Origin of the sequence: Frankia canadensis (assembly GCF_900197875.1) — a bacterium.
GTDB lineage: Bacteria > Actinomycetota > Actinomycetes > Frankiales > Frankiaceae > Frankia > Frankia canadensis.
Map to the genome: position 1 here is coordinate 1 of NZ_FZMO01000541.1, position 19278 is coordinate 19278.

Consider the following 19278-nt stretch of genomic DNA (forward strand, 5'->3'; position numbering starts at 1 on the left):
GCCCAAGGACACCCCGGGCCCGCCCGCCGCGGCGAGGGCCACGCCGTCATCCCGCCTCGTGAATACTCCTCCTCGCCCCAACGCCGCCAGGAGTTCCCGTTTGGACCGACACACCGCGGGCCGTCCACCTGCTGCCCGTGAGAACGCGGCGGGCAGACGGCGGTCAGGAGGGGAGGATGCGTTCGATGAAGTCCTGGAGCTGCTCGACGTTGCGGCATTCGACCATCTCGTCGACGAGGTTGGCGTAGACGTCGGTGGCCGAGTCGCCGGAGCCCCAGTAGCCGCGGGGCTCCGGGTTGAGCCAGTAGGAGTGGCGGGCCTGCGCGCACAGCTGGCGGAACACCGGCGCGGACGTCGGCCGGTAGTTGTTGCGGGCGTCGCCGAGGACGAGCAGGGAGGTGCGCGGGCCCACCGCGTCCGGGTAGCGCTCGGCGAAGACCTCGATGGCGTGGCCGTAGTCGCTGTGCCCGTCGAGCCAGACCAGGTCGGCCTCGCTGGAGATGCGCGCCATCATGTCGCCGAGGTCGAGGCCACGCAGGAAGCGGCTCACCTCGTCGGTGGTGTCGATGAACGCGAACGCGCGGACCTTCGCGAACTGCTCGCGCAGGGCGTGGGTGAGCATCAGGGTGAAGTGCGCGAACGACGACACCGAGCCGGAGACGTCGCACAGCACGACGAGCTCGGGCTTGTGCGGCTTGTGCGGGCGGTGCTTCGTCTCGACGGGCACGCCGCCGGTGGCGAGCGACGCGCGCACCGTGCGTCGGAAGTCGAGCCGGCCGGCACGGCCGAGGCGGCGGCGCGCGGTGAGCCGGGTGGCCAGGCGCCGGGCCAGCGGGTACACCTGCCGGCGCAGGTCGACGAGGTCACGCTGGGAGGCGCGCAGGAACTCGACCTGGTCGGCGAGCGGCTTCACGGCGGTGCGCTCGACCGCGTCGATGCCGCGTTCCTCCGCCATCCGCCGGCGCACCTCACCGGCGACCATGTCCTCGAACGCCCGGATGCGGTCGGCGATCGTCTGGCGGGCGACCCGTTCGGCGAGCCCGCCGCGCTCGGCGTCGCCGAGCAGCGCGGACAGCAGGTCGGCGACGAGTGTCTCGGCGGACATCGCCCGCAGCACCCGGTAGAGGAACCACGACCTCCCGGCGCTGCCGAGGCCCGCGCCGAACGATCCGACGGCCTGGCGGGCCAGTGCCCGCAGCGTCTCGTCATCGCCGTCGCGCAGCGCGTCGAGCAGGTCGGCGCGCAGCGCCTGGCGCAGCGCGTCGAGCTCCTCGGGGGTGAGATCGCGGGCTGGTGCCTCGCTGTCGGTGGGCGCCCCGTCGGCCGCGTCCCCACCGTCGCCGGCCCGCGGGTCGTTGACCCCGTCGCCGATCCGCGGGGGGAAGTACAGGTCGAACAGCGTGTCGAAGGCAGGACGGTACAGCGGCCGCTTGCACATCGTCGCCGCGAACGCCTCCCGCACGGCGTCCCGGTCGGCCCAGCCGAGCGCGCCGATCGCGGCGGCGGCGTCCACCGTCTCGGCGCTGCTGACCGGCACGCCGGCACGGCGCAGCGCGGCGGTGAAGTCGACGGTGCGGTCCAGCAGGTTCATGCCGGCGTCCTCGGGGTCAGTTCGCGGCGAGCTTGAGGTGGTCGATGGCGCGGGCGTGGTCGCTCGCATGCTTGAGGACGACGCCGAGGGTCGAGGCGACGGCGGCCTCGTCGAAGGTGTCGAAACCGAGGGCCAGCACGGTGTGCGCCCAGTCGATCGACTCGGCGATGGACGGCGCCTTCTTCAGCTCCATCGCACGCAGCGCCCGCACGATGCGCACCAGCGACTCCGCCAGCTTCTCCGGCAGGTCGGGGACGCGGGCGAGCACGATCTCCTTCTCCCGCTCGGCGCTGGGGTAGTCGAGGTTGAGGTAGAGGCAGCGCCGCTTGAGCGCCTCGGACAGCTCGCGGGTGGCGTTGGAGGTCAGGACGACGAACGGGCGGCGCGCGGCGGTGATCGTGCCGAGCTCGGGGATCGTCACCTGGAAGTCCGAGAGCACCTCCAGCAGCAGGCCCTCCACCTCGACGTCCGCCTTGTCCGTCTCGTCGACGAGCAGCACGGTGGGCTCGGTGCGGCGGATGGCCGTCAGCAGCGGACGGGAGAGCAGGAACTCCTCGCTGAAGATGTCGTCGTGGGCCTGCTGCCAGCCCTCGCCGCCATCGGCGTCGGACCCGGCGCCGGCCTGGATGCGCAGCAGCTGCTTCTTGTAGTTCCACTCGTAGAGCGCGCGGGCTTCGTCGAGCCCCTCGTAGCACTGCAGCCGGATCAGCTCGGCGCCCACCGAGCTCGCCAGCGCCTTCGCGAGCTCGGTCTTGCCCACACCGGCGGGGCCCTCGACGAGCAGCGGCTTGTGTAGCCGGTCGGCGAGGAAGACGGTGGTGGCGATCGCCTCATCCGCGAGATACCCGGTCGCGCGCAGGCGCTCTCGCACGTCCGCGACGTCAGCGAACGCGTGTTCCTGAAGCGGCATGGCTACCTTCCGTCCCCACGTCAAGCATCGCAACGTCCATAGTGCCAGCAACGCGCCCCAGACGCGGCACTACGTCATGCGCGTACCGTTTGGGCAGTTTTGCACCCACAGCGCGAGCGGAGACGGTCAGTCGATCCGCTCGTAGGCCGGCAGGGTGAGGAACTCGGCGAACGTGTCCCCGAGGGCCGTCTCCTCGAAGACCGCCGCCGCGTCCTTCCACCGGCCGCCGCCGAAGGCGTCCGCGCCGACGGTGTCGCGGATCTCGTCGAGCACCTCGGCGAGCGTGGCGCGCACCAGCTCGGCGGTGACCGGCCGGCCGTCCTCGAGCGTGGCGCCGGCCGCGATCCACTGGAAGATCTGGCTGCGGGAGATCTCGGCGGTGGCCGCGTCCTCCATCAGGTTGTCGATGCCGACCGCGCCGGTCCCGCGCAGCCAGCTCTCCAGGTAGCGCACGCCGACGCTGACGTTGCCGCGCAGACCCGCGGCGGTGATCGAACCCGGGGTGGCGCGCACGTCGAGCAGCTCGGCGGCGCTCACCGCGACCTCGGGCCGCTGCCGCGTGAGCTGGTTCGGCGCGTCCCCCAGCACCGCGCTGAACACCTCGGTGCACACCGGCACCAGGTCGGGATGGGCCACCCAGCTGCCGTCGAAGCCGTCGCCGGACTCCCGCTCCTTGTCGGCGCGGACCTTCGCCAGCGCCACCGCGTTGACCTCCGGATCACGCCGGGACGGGATGAACGCCGCCATCCCGCCGATGGCATGGGCACCGTGGCGGTGGCAGGTCGACACCAGCAGCTCGGTGTAGGCGCGCAGGAACGGGACGGTCATCGTCACGCTGTTGCGGTCGGGCAGCAGGAACTCCGCCGGCCGGGACGCGAATGTCTTGATGGTGGAGAACATGTAGTCCCAGCGGCCGGCGTTGAGCCCCGCCGAGTGTTCCCTCAGCTCGTAGAGGATCTCCGCCATCTCGAACGCGGCCGGCAGCGTCTCGATGAGCACGGTCGCCCGGACCGTGCCCACCGGCAGGCCGAGCTCGGCCTGGGCGGCGGTGAACACGTCGTTCCACAGCCGGGCCTCGAGATGGGACTCCATCTTCGGCAGGTAGAAGTACGGGCCGACGCCGGCGGCGAGCAGGGCCCGCGCGTTGCGGAACAGGTGCAGGCCGGCGTCGAAGAGGGCGGCGACGATCGGCTCGCCGTCGACGACGACGTGCCGCTCGGGCAGGTGCCAGCCGCGCGGGCGCACGACGAGCGTCGCGGTCGTCTCGTTCAGCGCGTAGCGGCGGCCGTCCGGGGTGACATGGGTGAGCGTGCCGGCGATCGCCGCGGTGAGGTTGAGCTGCCCGCCGACCATGTTCGCCCAGGTCGGGACGTTGGCGTCCTCCAGGTCGGCCATGAACACCTTCGCGCCGCTGTTGAGCGCGTTGATGAGCATCTTCGCGTCGGTCGGCCCGGTGATCTCCGCGCGACGGTCGACGAGGCCCGGCGCGGGCGGGGCGACCTGCCAGTCGCCGGCGCGGACGTCCGCCGTCTCGGCGAGGAAGTCCAGGCTCGCGCCGGCGGCGATCGCGGCGCGCCGGGTGGCACGGGCGGCGAGCAGCTCGTCGCGGCGGGCGGCGAACGTGCGGTGCAGGCCCGCGACGAAAGCGACCGCGTCGTCGGTGAGCACCTCGTCGACCTGCGCCGGGCTCAGCCCCGGCACGTCCCGCACGACGGTGACCCCCTGCGTGCTCACGCCGTCCAACGCGCCCATGCCCATCCCCTTCCTGCGGTGACCGGCGGGTTCCGAACCGCCGGGCGCCGCCGGCGCCCCGCTCCCGCCTTCCCCAGTCTCGGGGCTGGACCGGGCGCACGCACCCGTTGGCGCCTCGGATCACGGCTGTGGGCACGGTCCCGCGCGCTGTCCTCGGACGCGGCCGGCACGCTTCGCGCGGTCAGCTCACCAGGTGGCCGTCACCGATGCCCACCCAGGTGGTGGAGGTGAGCTCGGGCAGCCCCATCGGGCCGCGGGCGTGCAGTTTCTGGGTGGAGATGCCGATCTCGGCGCCCATCCCGAAGCGCTCACCGTCGGTGAACCTGGTCGACGCGTTCACCATCACCGCAGCGCTGTCACAGGTCGCGACGAACCGCTGGGAGGCGCGCAGCGACCGGGTGACGATCGCCTCGGTGTGGCCGCTGCTCCATCGGCGGATGTGCGCGACCGCGTCGTCGAGGGACTCCACGACGCGCACGGCCATGTCCAGCGAGAGGTACTCGGCGGCCCAGTCGTCGTCGGTGGCGGGCACGGCGGCCGGGTCGATGGCGCGCACCGCCTCGTCGCCGTGCACGGTCACGCCCGCCTCGCGCAGCGCCGCCAGCACCCGCGGCAGGAAGGCGGCGGCCACGTCCCGGTGGACCAGCAGCGTCTCCGCCGAGTTGCACACCGAGACCCGCTGCGCCTTCGCGTTCACCGTGATGGCGAGGGCCTGGTCGAGATCGGCCTCCGCGTCGACGTAGACGTGGCAGTTGCCGACTCCGGTCTCGATCACCGGGACCGTCGACTCCTCGACCACGGCGCGGATGAGCCCGGCGCCGCCGCGCGGGATGAGCACGTCGACCAGGCCGCGCAGACGCATCAGGTGCTTGACCGACTCGTGGTCGAGCCCCGGCACGAGCTGTACCGCGTCGGCCGGCAGCCCGCCGGCGGCGGCCGCGTCACGCAGCACGGCGACGAGCGCGGCGTTGGAGCGGGCGGCCGAGGCGCTGCCGCGCAGCAGCACCGCGTTGCCGCTCTTGAGGCACAGGCCGGCGGCGTCGACCGTGACGTTGGGGCGGGCCTCGTAGATGATCCCGACGACGCCGAGCGGGACGCGCACCTGGCTGAGCCGGATGCCGTTGGGCAGCACCGAGCCGCGCACCACCACGCCGACCGGATCCTCGAGCGTCGCGACCTGGCGCAGCCCCGCGGCCATCGCCTCCAGGCGGGCCGGGGTGAGAGTCAGCCGGTCGACCATCGCGCCGGCGGTGCCGGCGGCGCGGGCGGCGTCGACGTCCTCGGCGTTGGCGGCGAGGATCTCCACCGACCGGTCGAGCAGGGCGTCGGCCATCGCGAGCAGGACGCGGTCCTTGTCCGCGCGGCTCGTCGGGGCGAGCTGGGCCGCAGCCGCCCTGGCGCGAACCGCAACGTCTCGGACAGCCTCCGCAGAGGTGCTCATCTCGGACCCTCCATCAGTGCGGGTGCCGCGGCGCGACCCACCCTCCTGAGGCTACCGGCGCCCGAGCACCGCCGCGCCGTCTCCCGGACGCCCGCCCGCCGGCGTCCCGTCGCCACGTCTACATCAAGATCCGAGGCGCCAGCCGCAGCTACACGATCGACTGCATCCATGACCCCACGAAGTCGACCTGGTGCGCGTGATGGCCGACGACCATGATTGCCGGCCAGGACTGCGCGCCGCCTACACCGCCTGGCCCCCGCGCGACGGTCACCCAGATGGACCGATCACGGCCGGGATCGACCCCCGTTGCCGGCCGGGCGCCCCCGCCTGCCTAACGTGCTCGCATGCTCGCCCTGCACACCTCCGACTGGCATCTCGGCCGCGGGCTGCACGGCCACGACCTGCTCACCGCCCAGGCCGCGTTCGTCGACCACCTGGTCGAGGTCGTCCGCGCCGAGGCGGTCGACGTCGTGCTCGTCTGCGGCGACGTGCACGACCGGGCGATCCCGCCGGTGCGCGCGCTCGAACTGTTCGACGAGGCGCTGTCGCGGCTGCGCGACGCGGCCACCCGGGTCGTGGTGATCAGTGGCAACCACGACGCCGCCCGCCGCCTCGGCGACAAGGCCGGTCTGCTCGACCCGCGCATCCGCATCCGCACGGATCCGTCGGCCCTGGCCCGGCCAGTCGTCCTCGACGACGCCCATGGCCCGGTGCGGATCTACCCCGTCCCGTACCTCGAACCCGCCGTGGCCCACACGCTGCTCCCCGAGCCTCCCGACGAGAACGACGAGGACGAGAAGGAGGACGAGGACGAGAAGCAGGTGGTGGCCCGGCCGTCGCCGGTGGCGACCATGGGGCGGGCGATGCGGGCCGTGCGCGCCGATCTGGCCGGGCATCCGGGGGCTCGTTCGGTCGTGCTCGCGCACGCGTGGGTGACCGGGGGCGCGGCCAGCGACAGCGAGCGGGACATCTCGGTCGGTGGGCTCGGCAACGTGCCGGCGAGCCTGTTCGACGGCGTCACCTACACGGCGCTCGGCCATCTGCACCGCCCGCAGGCGATCTCCCCCGCCGTGCGCTACAGCGGGTCTCCGATGGCGTTCTCGTTCTCCGAGGCGTCCGACCGCAAGGCGTCGCTGCTCGTCGAGTTCGGCCGTGACGGGCTCGGGGCCGTGCACGACGTGCCCGCGCCGGTCACGCGCCGCCTGACCGTGCTGCGCGGCACCCTCACCGACCTGCTGGGCTCGCCCGCGTACGCCGCGCACGAGGACGACTTCGTCGCCGCCGTGCTGACCGACCCGGTGCGGCCGATGGAGGCGATGGCCACCCTGCAGCGCCGCTTCCCGTTCGCGCTGCGCCTGGCGCACGAGCCGCCCGCCGGCGAGGGCGACGAGCGGACCTTCGGCGAGCGGACCCGGGGCCGCACCGACCTGGAGATCGCCATCGCGTTCGTCGCGCACGTGCGCGGGTCGACGCCCACGGACCGGGAACGGGCGCTGCTCGCGCAGGCGCTGGACGCGGCCCGGCTCGCCGAGGACGCTGCCTGATGCGCCCGCACCGGCTGAGCCTGGAGGCGTTCGGCGCCTTCCCCGGACGCGTCGACCTCGACCTCGACCAGGCAGGCGCCGGGGGCCTGCTGCTGCTGTGCGGGGAGACCGGCGGCGGTAAGACGACCCTGCTCGACGCGCTCGGCTTCGCCCTGTTCGGCGAGGTGCCGGGCCTGCGCGGCAAGCTGGCCGGCGGCCCTGACCTGAGGTCCCATCACGCCGGGGCGTCGGTGCGGCCGTGGGTGAGCCTGGAGTTCACCGTCGCGGCCGAGCGGTACCTGATCACCCGAAGTCCCGCCTGGGACCGGCCGCGGCGCGGCGGCGCCACCTCGCGGACGCATCCCACCGCGACGTTGGAACGCCGTGTCGGCGGCGGCGAGTGGGAGACGCTCGCGACCCGCCCGCAGGACGTCGGGCACGAGATCGGGCTGCTGCTCGGGATGACGCACGACCAGTTCTTCCAGGTCGTGATGCTGCCGCAGGGCCGTTTCGCCGACTTCCTGCAGGCCGACCACGACGACCGGGAGAAGCTGCTCAAGCGGCTGTTCCGAGTCAGCCGCTTCGAGTTCACCGAGCAGTGGCTGCACGACCGGGCCAAGAACGGCCGCGCCGACCTCGACGAGGCGACCGCCGACCTGCGCCGGGTCGCCGCCCGCGTCGCCCAGGCCGCAGCCGTGCCCGAGCCGGCCGAGGACGCTTTCGACGACCCGGCCTGGGCCGCCCAGCTGGCCATCACCGCCGCTCAGGAGGCCGCGGCGGCCGACGCCGCGCGGGAGGCGACCCGGGCCGCGCTCGACACCGCCGAGGCCACGCTGCGGGCCACCCGCGAGCTCGCCGGCCGCGTCGCGCGCCGCCGGGCGCTGACGGCCCGCCGCGACGAGCTCACCGCCGACCAGCCCCGCGTCGACGCCCTCGCCGCGACCGCCGACGCCGCCCGCCGCGCCGCCGTCATCACTCCGGCGCTGACCGAGCTGCGCCGCCTCACCGACAGCGCCCGCGACACCCGCGAGCTCGCGGACGCGGCCCAGCGCACGCTGGCCGAGCACCCCGCCGACCTGCTGCCGGCCGAGGACGCCCACGCCGGCGACATGATCGCGCGGCTCACCGCCCAGGCGCGGGCCGCCCACGTCGAGATCGGCCGGTTGGACGGGCTGACCCGTGCCCTCGACGACGCCGAGCGCGACGCCGTCGAGGCCAGCGCCGCCGCCGCCGAGGCCGCCGCGCACCACCGCGAGGCGGACACCCTCGACGAGCGGTTGCGCACCGAGCTGCCCGCGCTTCGCGCCGCCGCCGACGCCCGGGTCGCCGCCGCCCGGCAGGCCACCACCACCCTGCCCGGCCTGGTCGAACGTGCCCGCTGGGCCCGCGAGCTCGCCGAGGCCGTCGACGCCCATCGCGACGCGGTCACCGACGCGGACACCGCGGGCACAGCCGCCCACGCCGCCCGGGCCCACGCCGACGAGGTGCGCCGGGAGCGGATCGACGCGATGACGGCGGAGCTCGCCGCCGCCCTCGTCGACGACACCCCCTGCCCGGTCTGCGGTTCCCTTGACCATCCCGACCCGACCGAGGTCCGGGCCCGCCCGGTGAGCAAGGACGAGGAGATCACCGCCACCCGGGAGGCGGACCGGCTCGCCGCCGACGCCGCCGACGCCGTGGGCACCGTCCGCCGCCGCGACGAACGCGTCCGCACCCTGCACGCCGAACTCACCCGCACCTCCAGCCTGACCGACCCGACCGACCTGACCGACCCGACCGACCCGACCGACCGGACCGACCCGACCGACCGGACCGACCCGGCTGACCTGGCTGACCTGGCTGACGTCGACGCGCTCCCTGGCGTCGAGCAGCTGCTGGACGTGTCGGTGCCGGCGGCGTCGCACGGCCTGACGACGTTCGTCGACACGCTGGACGACGCCGTCGTGGCGCGCACCACCGCCGCGGCCGATCTCGTCGGCGCCGAGGCGGCACAGCGCGACGTGCAGGAGGCGGAGCGGGACACGGCGACCCAGCTCGCGGCGCTGCGCACGGCGGCGGCCTCGGCGCGGCGGCGCGCGTCCGACGCCCGAGACCGTTCCACCCGTGGGTTCGCCGACATTCCGGACGGCCTGCGGGATGGTGACGCCCTCGCCGGCCGACTGGCAGCCATACACTCCCTGGCCGACGACGCCGAGGCCGCCCGCGGCGCCGAGCTCGCCGCCGAGCAGGCCCGCACCACCCACGTCGACGCCGGGCTCGCCACGCTCGACCTCGTCCGGCAGGCCGGGTTCGCCGACCTGGACGAAGCCGCCGCGGCCGGGCGCGACGCCGCCTGGCTGCGCGACACCGACGCCGAGGTCCGCGAGCGCCGCGACGAGCTGGCCGCCCTCACCGCCGCCCTCGCCGGCAACGAGCTCGCCGTCGACCCCGAGGCCGCCCTCCCCCTCACCGAGCACGAGACGGCCACCGACACCGCCCGCACAGCCCACGAGCAGGCCGTCGCCGCCCAGGCCCAGGCCACCCAGCGGGCCGCCGAACTCGCCGAGCTGCACGCCGAGCACGCCGACGGCCTCGAGGCGCTGGGCCCGCTGCGCGCCGGCGTCGAGGAGCTCGTGCACCTGGCGGACCTCGCCGCCGGAAGGGGCGGCAACACCGCCGGCATGCCGCTGTCGAGCTTCGTGCTCGCCGCCCGGCTGGAGGAGGTGGCGGCCGCGGCCAGCCGGCGCCTCGCCGCGATGAGCTCCGGCCGGTTCACCCTCGTTCACGACACCGAGGCCCGCCGGGACAAGCGCCGCCGCGCCGGCCTCGGCCTGCTCGTCGAGGACGCCTGGACCGGCCGACGCCGGCACACCCGGACTCTCTCCGGCGGCGAGACGTTCCAGGCGGCGCTGTCGCTGGCCCTGGGGCTCGCCGACGTCGTCACCGCCGAGACCGGCGGGCGGCGCCTCGACGCCCTGTTCGTCGACGAGGGCTTCGGCACCCTCGACGCCGACAGCCTCGACGAGGTGATGAGCGTCCTCGACGAACTGCGTTCCGGCGGCCGTCTCGTCGGCATCGTCAGCCACGTCACCGAACTCCGCCAGCGCATCCCCCACCAGATCCGCGTCATCAAGGAGACCGCCGGCAGCCGCGTCGAGACGACGGCGTAGTCCCGCCGCTGGCGGCGACCACGGGTCAGCGGGAGGGCAGGAGGAGGACGAGGTCGTCGCGGTGGATGACCTCGCGTTCGTAGGAGGGGCCGAGGTCGGCGGCGAGTTCGGCGGTGCTGCGGCCGAGCATGACGGGCAGCTCGGCGGCGTCGAAGGCGACCAGGCCGCGGGCGACGGGCTGGCCGTCGGGGTCGACGAGGTCCACCGGGTCGCCGGCGGCGAAGTCGCCGTCCACGGCGAGGATGCCGGCGGGCAGCAGCGACGCCCGGCGGCGCACCACGGCGGCGACCGCCCCCGCGTCCAGGCGCAGCCGGCCCTCGGGGGCGGTGGCGTGCGCGAGCCAGAGCAGCCTGGAGGCGCGGCGCGGGCCGGTCGGGTGGAACACGGTGCCGACGTCGTCGCCGCGCAGCGCGGGGGCGGCGTTCGCCGCCGAGGTGATGATCGCGCGCAGCCCGCCGGAGGCCGCCATCCGCGCCGCCTCGATCTTGGTGGCCATGCCGCCGACGCCGACGCCCGCCGTGCCCGTGCCGCGCGCGGTCAGACCGGCGAGGTCGGCGTCCGAGCGGACCTCACGGACCAGGTTCGCCGGGCCGAGCCGCGGGTTCGCGTCGTACAGGCCGTCGACGTCGGAGAGCAGCACCAGCAGGTCGGCCGAGACCAGGTGGGCGACGATCGCGGCGAGCCGGTCGTTGTCACCGAAGCGGATCTCCTGGGTGGCGACCGCGTCGTTCTCGTTGATGATCGGGACGACGCCCAGCTCCAGCAGCCGGTCCAGCGTCGTGCGCGCGTTGCGGTAGTGGGTGCGGCGGATGACGTCCGTCGCCGTGAGCAGCACCTGGCCGACCCGGAAGCCGGCCCGGCCGAACGCCGCCGCGTAGCTGTGGACGAGGGAGCTCTGCCCGACGCTGGCCGCGGCCTGCTGGGTGGCGAGGTCACGGGGCCGCTTCGACAGGCCGAGCGGCGCGAGCCCGGCGGCGATCGCACCCGACGACACCAGCACCAGCTGCCCGGCCCGGGGCAGCAGCGCCTCCACCAGCCGCTCCAGCCGCGCGACGTCCAGGCCCCCGGCCGCTGTCGTGAGCGATGACGATCCGACCTTCACGACGACCCGCTGCGCCTCGGCCACGAACGCACGCACGCTACACCCTCCGCGCCTCGTCAGACTGCGGTCAATCGAATTCCAGGGGCACGGAGCCCGCGGGGCACCCGCCGGACGTGCGGGTCAGCAGGCCCCGATCGGCGCGGAGATCAGACGTCCGGCTCGGCGGCAGCACCGGAGACGCCAGCGGTCTCCGGCTCGGTGTCGTCACCCGCGTGGGCTCGGCGGGCGCGGGCCATCCGCTCGGCGCGGGTCAGCCGCACCGACGTCCGCAGCCGGTCGTCGCTGCCACGCGGGCCCAGATGCACGTCCACGTCGCCAGCGCTGCCCGGCCGCGACACGACCGGAGCACCGGCGGTCCCGCCGACGGTGGCCACACCGGCCTCGCCCGCGCTGGTGGGATCGGCGCCGGTGAGGCCGCCGCCGCTGAGGGTCGGCTCCCAGTCGAAGGTGACGGCACCGATCGTGACCTCGACGCCCTCGACCGCGCCCTGGCGAGCGAGTTCCTTCTCCACCCCAAGCCGGGCGAGCCGGTCGGCGAGGAAGCCGATGGCCTCGTCGTTGGAGAAGTCGGTCTGGCGGACCCAGCGCTCCGGCTTCGCACCGGTGATCAGGAATCCGTCCCCGCTGGGCGACACGGTGAAGTCGGGTTCGTTCACCGCCCGGGGGCGCAGGACGACCCTGGTCGCGGTCGGCCGCGGCGCGGTCGCGCGGTACGCGGCGACCCGCTCCGCGAGCGCCAGTGACAGCGCGCGCACCCCCTGCCGGGTGGCCGTGCTGACTGCGAACACGTCGAGGCCGCGGGCCCGCAGGTCGGGCGTCACCAGCTCGGCCAGTTCGGCGGCGTCCGGGACGTCGATCTTGTTGAGGACGACGAGACGCGGCCGGTCCGACAGGTCGGCGGAGTAGGCGGCGAGCTCGGCCTCGATGACGTCGAGGTCCGTCAGCGGATCGCGGCCCGGTTCCAGGGTGGCACAGTCCAGCACGTGCACGATCAGGGAGCAGCGCTCGATGTGGCGCAGGAACTCCAGGCCCAGCCCACGACCCTCGCTCGCCCCCGGGATCAGTCCGGGCACGTCCGCCACCGTGTACGGCGGGTGGTCGCCGGCCTGGGCGACGCCGAGGTTCGGCACCAGCGTGGTGAACGGATAGTCCGCGATCTTCGGCTTGGCGGCGCTCAGCACCGACACCAGGGATGACTTGCCCGCGCTCGGGAAGCCGACGAGGGCCACGTCGGCCACTGTCTTGAGCTCGAGGACCGCGTCGAGCAGCTCACCGGGCTCCCCCAGTTCGGCGAACCCGGGAGCCTTGCGCCGGGCCGAGGACAGCGCCGCGTTGCCGCGCCCGCCGCGCCCGCCGCGGGCGAGGACGTACGCGCTGCCCACTCCGACGAGATCGGTGATCTCCTCTCCGTCGGCGGACAGGACGACAGTGCCGTCCGGCACCGGCAGGACGAGATCCTCCCCGTCGGCGCCGTGCCGGTTCGAGCCCTGCCCGGGCCGGCCGCGCGAGGCCCGCTGATGCGGGTGGAAGTGGAAGTCGAGCAGGGTCGTCACGCTCGGGTCCACGACGAGGCGGACGTCACCGCCGCGGCCGCCGTCCCCGCCGTCGGGGCCGCCCAGCGGCTTGAACTTCTCCCGGTGGATGGAGGCGCAGCCGTGGCCGCCATCTCCGGCCGCCGCGTGCAGTATCACCCGGTCGACGAAACTCGGCATGACACCGCCTCCTCTCCCTCGTCATCGTCATCCCGCCAGGGCGAACACCAAACCGCGCGCATCACACCCGGACGGGATGATGCGCGCGGTGGAAGATCAGCGCCTGGTCAGGCGGCGGTGGCCGCTACCTCGGCGACGATGTTCACGACCCGGCGGCCACGCCGGTGCCCGAACTGCACGTGCCCGGCCGACAGCGCGAACAGCGTGTCGTCCTTGCCCCGGCCGACCAGCTCGCCGGGGTGGAAGTGGGTGCCGCGCTGCCGCACGATGATCTCGCCGGCCTTGACGAACTGGCCACCGAACCGCTTCACGCCGAGGCGCTGGGCGTTGGAATCCCGACCGTTGCGCGAGGAACTCGCGCCCTTCTTGTGCGCCATGGCGTCAGGCCTTCCCGGTCTCGATGCCGGTCACCTTGAGCCGCGTCAGCTTCTGGCGGTGTCCCTGACGCTTGTGGTAGCCGGTCTTGTTCTTGAACTTGTGGATCCGGATCTTCGGACCCTTGACGACGCCGACCACCTCGGCGGTCACCTCGACGGACTGAAGGGCGTCCGCCGCGTGGGTGACCGAGTCACCGTCGACGAGCAGGAGCGGCCGAAGGTTCACGGCCGCGCCCGGCTCTCCGGAAAGGAGCTCGACGTCGACGACATCGCCGACGGCGACCCTGTGCTGCTTGCCGCCGCTGGCAACGACCGCGTACACCAGATCTCCCTGCTGTTGTTATGCCGCTGTGACCGCGCGGGATCAGATCCCCCGCGGAGCTTTGGGTCGCGCGCCTGCCACCCGGCACCCGCTGGGCGGCCGGACGGCGACTCCCCGACGGGCCGGCCAGCGGGCCGAGCTCAGTCCGGAGGAACACGCGGCCTTCACCTTACAGGTCATCCGCGGGTGGATGACGGCGGGGACCCGGCGCGTGGACCGGAGAACGGCCATCAGCGGCCTGTCCCCCGCAGACGGGCCATGTCGTCGGATGACCCAGAAGGGCCATGGCGAACCCTCCCGGACAGGGAGAACCATAGACCGTCCACACGGCGCGGTCCGCGCCGGAACGCGGTCTTTCGAGGCCGGACACGACGTCGGGTCGGGGGTGACGGACATGGTCTGGCAACTGCTGGTCTGGGCCGCGGGCGCGGGGGCGGCCGGCGCGCTGGCCGTCGTCTGCCGCCCCGCCGCGGCCGCCGCACGCCACCACGGCTCGGTGCCCGGCACCGTGCCGGCCGCCACTGGAGCGCTCGCGGTCCTCGTCGTCACCGGTCTCGCCCTGACGGCGTTCACCGGCCTGCCCACCTGGGCGGGCGTCTGCTGGCTGCTCGGCACCGCGGCGGCGGCGGGCTGGATCGCCCTGCGGCGCCGGGATCCGGCCGCCTGGGGCCTGGCCACGGCGGCGGATCGCCCGCCGGCCGATGCCCCGGAGCTGGCCGCCGCCGAGCTGGCCACCGCCTCCCAGCCCGCCGCCTCCCAGCCCGCCGTCGCGGTGGAGGCGCCGCGGCGGATGAGTCCGGATCTGGCCGATCAGGACGATCTCGTCCAGTCCCTGACGATCGCCTCCTACGCGCTGCAGATGGGCGATGCCGGCCGGGCGCGCCAGGCCGTCGAGGCGGCGCTGTCCCGCTCCCGGGCAACGCTGGACCTCCTCCTACGCGAGGATGCCGGTCGCGGCTTCGTGCGCTCCACGCCGGCCGCGCAGAGCTCGGCGGGCCCGACCGCCGCCTGAGGACCACACCGGATCCCGCAGAGTCGTTGTCACGGCGGACCGTGGCAGGGTTTTGGCAACGTTTCACGGCGGCCGTGTCGCGAACAGGGGGACAAACCGGACGCGACACGCGGGGTTCGCGACATGGTGCCGCTGGCCCCCCACCCGCGCTTCCCACCTATGGGAAGGAAGTCCGCCCGACATGCGGAGACTGACTGGGAACAGCCGACGCCGCTGCTGATCGCGGCCGCTCCAGGGGATCTGCTCAACCATCCGCGGCTCCCCGGGAGCCACGCATAGGGAGAGGTTGCGGCGCCGGTCCGCCGCCACGCGGACCAGGCACGCCCGCCGCCGGTGCCAGGATGTGCCCGGCACCGGCGGCGGGTGCGTCGATCAGCTCGTCAGCTGGCCGAGTCCTCGGCCGCCGCGGGCGGCACGGACTCCAGGGGCTCCGCGGTGGGCTTGGACACCGGCCGGGAGGCCCGGCGCCGACGTCCCCGGGCGGGCTTGCCGGCAGCGCCGTTGTCCACCGTCGCCAGGCTGTCCGGATCATCGGAGTTGGCGTACACCGGCGTGGGTGCGTCCAGCACCGCCGCCGCACCCGCGGCGTGGTGACCGTTGCCGTTCACCGCGGGGTTGCCGTTCACCGCGAGGTCGCCGTTCACCGGGATGCCGTCGCCCGAGGGCACCGACCCGGCCGCCGCCGTCAGTTCCGCGGCGGCCTCTGCACCGAGCGGGGCCGCGCTGTCGCCACCCGTGCCGGGCGCGGCGCTCGCCACGGACCGGTCTGGCTGCGCGGCCGCCCCGCCTTCGCCGTCCACGCCCGTGTCGGGCCCGTCCGGCTCGGCCGCCGCGCCCGTGCGCGACGATCCGCCGTTCTGGCTGGTGGTGGCGACCAGGGCGGGCCCGCCCGCACCGCGCCCGGCGCGCGAACGCCGGCCGGAGCCCGAGCCCGCCGCCGCCGGCTCGGCCGGCCCGGTGCCGCCGGCGGCCGCGGCCTGCCCGTTGGTGTGGGCGCCACTGCCGCCCAGGTGGATGACGACGCCGCGGCCGCTGCAGTGCACGCAGGGCTCGCTGTACGCCTCCAGCAGGCCCTGGCCGACCCGCTTGCGGGTCATCTGGACCAGCCCGAGGCTCGTGACCTCGGCGACCTGGTGGCGGGTGCGGTCCCGGCCGAGGCATTCGGTGAGCCTGCGCAGCACCAGCTCCCGGTTGCTCTCCAGGACCATGTCGATGAAGTCGATGACGATGATCCCGCCGATGTCGCGCAGCCGCAGCTGCCGGACGATCTCCTCGGCGGCCTCCAGGTTGTTCTTGGTGACCGTCTCCTCGAGGTTGCCGCCCTTGCCGGTGAACTTGCCGGTGTTGACGTCGATCACGGTCATCGCCTCGGTGCGGTCGATGACCAGCGACCCGCCCGAGGGCAGCCACACCTTGCGGTCGAGTGCCTTCGCGAGCTGCTCGTCGACCCGGTAGTCGGTGAAGACGTCCCCGGTGCCGGTGTAGCGGCGGATGCGCGGGCGCAGGTCCGGGGCGACAGTGTCGATGTACTCCTCGATCGTCTGCGCCTCGCCGGAGCCCTGGACGACCAGCTCGGTGAAGTCCTCGTTGAAGATGTCGCGGATCACCCGCACGACGAGGTCGGGCTCGCCGGAGAGCAGCGAGGGTGCGGACGCCTTCTTGGACCGGCGCTGAATGTCGTCCCACTGCGCGGCGAGCCGCTCGACGTCGCGGGCGAGTTCCGCCTCGCTCGCGCCCTCGGCCGCCGTGCGCACGATCACGCCACCGTCCTCGGGCGTGATCTTCTTGAGGATGCTCTTCAGTCGCGCCCGCTCGGTGTCGGGCAGCTTGCGGCTGATGCCGGCGTTCTGGCCGTCCGGCACGTACACGAGGTAGCGGCCGGGCAGGCTGATCTGGCTGGTGAGCCGGGCGCCCTTGTGCCCGATCGGGTCCTTGGAGACCTGGACCAGGACCGACTGGCCGGACTTGAGCACCTGCTCGATCTTGCGCGGCCGGCCGTCGAGCCCGGAGGCGTCGTAGTTGACCTCGCCTGCGTAGAGCACGGCGTTGCGGCCCTTGCCGATGTCGACGAACGCCGCTTCCATGCTGGCCAGTACGTTCTGCACCCGGCCGAGGTAGACGTTGCCCGCGTAGGAGGCGGAGCTGGCCCGGGTGACGAAGTGCTCGACGAGGACGCCGTCCTCGAGCACGGCGATCTGAGTGCGGTCGCCGGCGTGGCGCACGACCATCCGCCGCTCGACCGCCTCGCGGCGGGCCAGGAACTCCGCCTCGGTGACGATCGGCGGGCGGCGCCGGCCGCTGTCGCGGCCCTCCCGGCGCCGCTGGCGCTTGGCCTCCAGCCGGGTGGATCCGCTCAGGCCGCGGACGAGGTCCTCGTCGCGGCGGGTCTCCCGGACGTGCACGACCGTGTTCGGGGGATCGTCGACGACTCCGGCCTCGTCCCCACCGGCCCGTCGACGCCGGCGACGCCGCCGGCGGGATCCACCAGCGCGATCGTCCTCCGCGTCACCGTCACCGTCACCGTCGGCGTCGTCGGCATCGGTCGCCTCGCCGTCGGCGGCCGCGTCCGCCGCCGCGTCCCAGGAGTCGGCGTCCTCGCCGCTGTCACCGGCCTGTCCCTCATCGGCGTCGCCGAGGTCGGTGCCGTCCTCCTCGCCCCGGGCCCGGCCGCGGCCGCGGCGGCCACGGCGGCGACGGCGGGTCGAACCCGCGCCACCGGACTGCTCCTCGTCCTCGAGCTCGCCGTCCTCCTCGCCCTCGGCGAGCTCGGCGGCGATCGTGAGATTCTCGTCCTGCTCGTCCTGCTCGTCCCGATCCGGCGCGGCGGCGACAGGCTGCTGCTCATCGCCGGCGGCGGACGGCGCGACGGGGGCGGGGGCGGGGGCGGACTGATCGGTTTCGTCGCGACGCCACCGCGGCTCGGCCGCCGGCTCCGGCGCCTGGAAGGTCACCATGGCCACGGGACGGCGGCGGGACTGCCGGACGACGGGCTCGACGGCCGGCTCCTCCGTGACACCGGTCCAGGTCGGCGCGGTCGCCCGGCGGGAGCGCGTACGGCGGGTGCCCGTCGGGGCCGGCTTGGAGTCCTCGGTCGACGCCTCCTGCGGGGCCGCCTCGGCGGCAGCGGCCGACCCCTGCACCGCATCGGCGGCGGCGGACGCCGCCTTGTCCTCGTCAGCCTCCTCGTCGCCCGCAGCGGTGCGCTGCGCGGCATCGAGACCCCCGGCGGCCGTACCGGGCGGCGTCGAAGCCGCCGGTGCGGGCTGCGCCGAGATCGACCCGGCCGACGGGGCCTCGGCCACACTGGCCTGGGTCGCCGCCGGCTTCACCGGCTCAGCGACGGCGGGCTCGGCCGGGTGGGTACTCGCCGGGGAGACAGCGGGAGTGCCGGTGGCGGGCTGCGCCGCGGCGGCGTCGGGAGCGGGAACGACCGTGCCGGTGGTCGCCGCACGGCGACGGGTGGTCCGCGCCCTGGTCCGCGGCGCCGCGGCCTCGCTGCCGGCCGGCTGCGCGGCCGTCGTGCCGGCGGCTGCCAGCTCAGGACCGGCCGGCCCGGCCGCGCTCGGCTCGGGCGCGGTCTCCCCGCCGGCCGGCACCGCGGCGACCGGCTCGGCAGCGACCGGCTCGGCGGCGACCGGGGGTGCCGGCGGGGGGCTGGCCGGGGCGGACGTGGCACGACGGGCTCGCGTGCGCCGGGTCTTCGGCTCCGGCGCCGCGGTCGAGGCGGCGTCGGCGGTGCCGTCGACGGCCGGCGCCGACGCGGCGGAGGCCTCCGAGGACTCCGCGACGGAGGCCTGACCGCTGCCGCCCGCGCTGGACACGGGCTCGGCGGCCGGCGGAACGTCGGCCGCGGCGACCTCACGGACCGCGCGGCGACTCCGGGTGCGCCGTGCCGGCTGGGATGGCTCGGCGGCCGGGGCGCCGGCGGCCGGGTCAGCGCCCGCGGTGCCGTCGACGGCCGCGACCTCCGGCGTGCGGGCGGCCACGGACAGGACATCGGTACTCGCCACCGGCGTGGCGGCCTCGAGCGGGGAGGTGGGGACGGACTCGGTGTCGGCGTCATCGGCCAGCTGGGTGGCGGACTTCGCCCTGGCGGCGCGCGTCGTCCGGGTCCGGGTCGTGGCGGTGCTCGCACGGCGCCGCCGCGTGGTGGTCGGCTGCTCGTCCGCGGAGGCGTCGCCGCTGGCCGCGGGCCCGCCGTCGGCCGCGGGTGCGGCCGCGGGTGCGGGGACGGACGGATCCGCGGTGCCGGCGGCAGCCTCGCCGTGGTCGTCGACGGGCGGCCCCGCCGCCCGGCCGGCGGCCCGGCGCCGACGCGGCGCGGGGCGAGTGGATTCGAGCTCTGTCTGAGTGATCAGTTCATCGTCGGGCACGGGTTAAGAAGCCT

At 74.9% G+C, this 19278-nt stretch carries 12 protein-coding genes; 3 read left to right on the plus strand and 9 right to left on the minus strand.

Features of this window, described 5'->3' with window-relative positions; translation table 11 throughout:
• Positions 1-163 precede the first annotated feature (163 nt).
• From C1A33_RS30200 to C1A33_RS30215, 4 genes are all read right to left on the minus strand, one after another.
• Entirely contained in the window at positions 164-1591 is a 1428-nt protein-coding gene (locus tag C1A33_RS30200) for a vWA domain-containing protein (RefSeq protein WP_101835553.1), read from the minus strand.
• A gap of 16 nt (positions 1592-1607) precedes the next feature.
• On the minus strand, positions 1608-2501 hold the full coding sequence (locus C1A33_RS30205) for an AAA family ATPase (protein ID WP_101835555.1): 894 nt from the start codon (positions 2499-2501) through the stop codon (positions 1608-1610).
• 126 nt (positions 2502-2627) lie between these two features.
• Positions 2628-4253 carry a malate synthase A gene (gene aceB / locus C1A33_RS30210; RefSeq protein WP_101835557.1) on the minus strand — a complete coding sequence of 542 codons (1626 nt, stop codon included), beginning with the start codon at positions 4251-4253 and terminating at the stop codon, positions 2628-2630.
• Between the two features lie 181 nt (positions 4254-4434).
• Positions 4435-5694: a glutamate-5-semialdehyde dehydrogenase gene (locus C1A33_RS30215; protein ID WP_101835559.1), complete on the minus strand. Its 1260-nt coding sequence runs from the start codon at positions 5692-5694 to the stop codon at positions 4435-4437.
• 344 nt (positions 5695-6038) lie between these two features.
• Here C1A33_RS30215 and C1A33_RS30220 point away from each other — a divergent pair, with 344 nt between their 5' ends.
• On the plus strand, positions 6039-7238 hold the full coding sequence (locus tag C1A33_RS30220; protein ID WP_101835561.1) for an exonuclease SbcCD subunit D: 1200 nt from the start codon (positions 6039-6041) through the stop codon (positions 7236-7238).
• Positions 7238-10366 carry an AAA family ATPase gene (locus C1A33_RS30225; protein WP_101835563.1) on the plus strand — a complete coding sequence of 1043 codons (3129 nt, stop codon included), beginning with the start codon at positions 7238-7240 and terminating at the stop codon, positions 10364-10366. Before C1A33_RS30220 ends, C1A33_RS30225 begins: the two co-directional genes overlap by 1 nt.
• A 25-nt stretch (positions 10367-10391) precedes the next feature.
• Here C1A33_RS30225 and proB read toward each other — a convergent pair whose 3' ends face one another.
• The 4 genes from proB to rplU all read right to left on the minus strand — a co-directional run bounded on the left by proB (position 10392) and on the right by rplU (position 13879).
• A complete protein-coding gene (gene proB / locus C1A33_RS30230; RefSeq protein WP_101835565.1) occupies positions 10392-11504 on the minus strand; it encodes a glutamate 5-kinase in 1113 nt (370 codons plus the stop codon).
• 110 nt (positions 11505-11614) lie between these two features.
• Entirely contained in the window at positions 11615-13180 is a 1566-nt protein-coding gene (gene obgE, locus C1A33_RS30235) for a GTPase ObgE (RefSeq protein ID WP_101835567.1), read from the minus strand.
• Between the two features lie 107 nt (positions 13181-13287).
• On the minus strand, positions 13288-13557 hold the full coding sequence (rpmA, locus tag C1A33_RS30240) for a 50S ribosomal protein L27 (RefSeq protein WP_101835569.1): 270 nt from the start codon (positions 13555-13557) through the stop codon (positions 13288-13290).
• A gap of 4 nt (positions 13558-13561) precedes the next feature.
• A complete protein-coding gene (gene rplU / locus C1A33_RS30245) occupies positions 13562-13879 on the minus strand; it encodes a 50S ribosomal protein L21 (RefSeq protein WP_101835571.1) in 318 nt (105 codons plus the stop codon).
• Between the two features lie 394 nt (positions 13880-14273).
• Here rplU and C1A33_RS30250 point away from each other — a divergent pair, with 394 nt between their 5' ends.
• The gene (locus tag C1A33_RS30250; protein WP_101835588.1) at positions 14274-14891 is read left to right on the plus strand and encodes an MFS transporter; all 618 of its coding nucleotides are present in this window, start codon (positions 14274-14276) and stop codon (positions 14889-14891) included.
• A gap of 380 nt (positions 14892-15271) precedes the next feature.
• Here the strand turns inward: C1A33_RS30250 and C1A33_RS30255 are convergent, their stop codons facing one another.
• The gene (locus tag C1A33_RS30255; RefSeq protein ID WP_101835573.1) at positions 15272-19264 is read right to left on the minus strand and encodes a ribonuclease E/G; all 3993 of its coding nucleotides are present in this window, start codon (positions 19262-19264) and stop codon (positions 15272-15274) included.
• Positions 19265-19278 lie beyond the last annotated feature (14 nt).

Bases quoted from the DNA above. Each gene is read 5' to 3' on its own strand.
- C1A33_RS30200 (WP_101835553.1), bottom strand. From the start codon at position 1,591: ATGAACCTGCTGGACCGCACCGTCGACTTCACCGCCGCGCTGCGCCGT.
- C1A33_RS30205 (WP_101835555.1), bottom strand. From the start codon at position 2,501: ATGCCGCTTCAGGAACACGCGTTCGCTGACGTCGCGGACGTGCGAGAG.
- aceB (WP_101835557.1), bottom strand. From the start codon at position 4,253: ATGGGCGCGTTGGACGGCGTGAGCACGCAGGGGGTCACCGTCGTGCGG.
- C1A33_RS30215 (WP_101835559.1), bottom strand. From the start codon at position 5,694: ATGAGCACCTCTGCGGAGGCTGTCCGAGACGTTGCGGTTCGCGCCAGG.
- C1A33_RS30220 (WP_101835561.1), top strand. From the start codon at position 6,039: ATGCTCGCCCTGCACACCTCCGACTGGCATCTCGGCCGCGGGCTGCAC.
- C1A33_RS30225 (WP_101835563.1), top strand. From the start codon at position 7,238: ATGCGCCCGCACCGGCTGAGCCTGGAGGCGTTCGGCGCCTTCCCCGGA.
- obgE (WP_101835567.1), bottom strand. From the start codon at position 13,180: ATGCCGAGTTTCGTCGACCGGGTGATACTGCACGCGGCGGCCGGAGAT.
- rpmA (WP_101835569.1), bottom strand. From the start codon at position 13,557: ATGGCGCACAAGAAGGGCGCGAGTTCCTCGCGCAACGGTCGGGATTCC.
- C1A33_RS30250 (WP_101835588.1), top strand. From the start codon at position 14,274: ATGGTCTGGCAACTGCTGGTCTGGGCCGCGGGCGCGGGGGCGGCCGGC.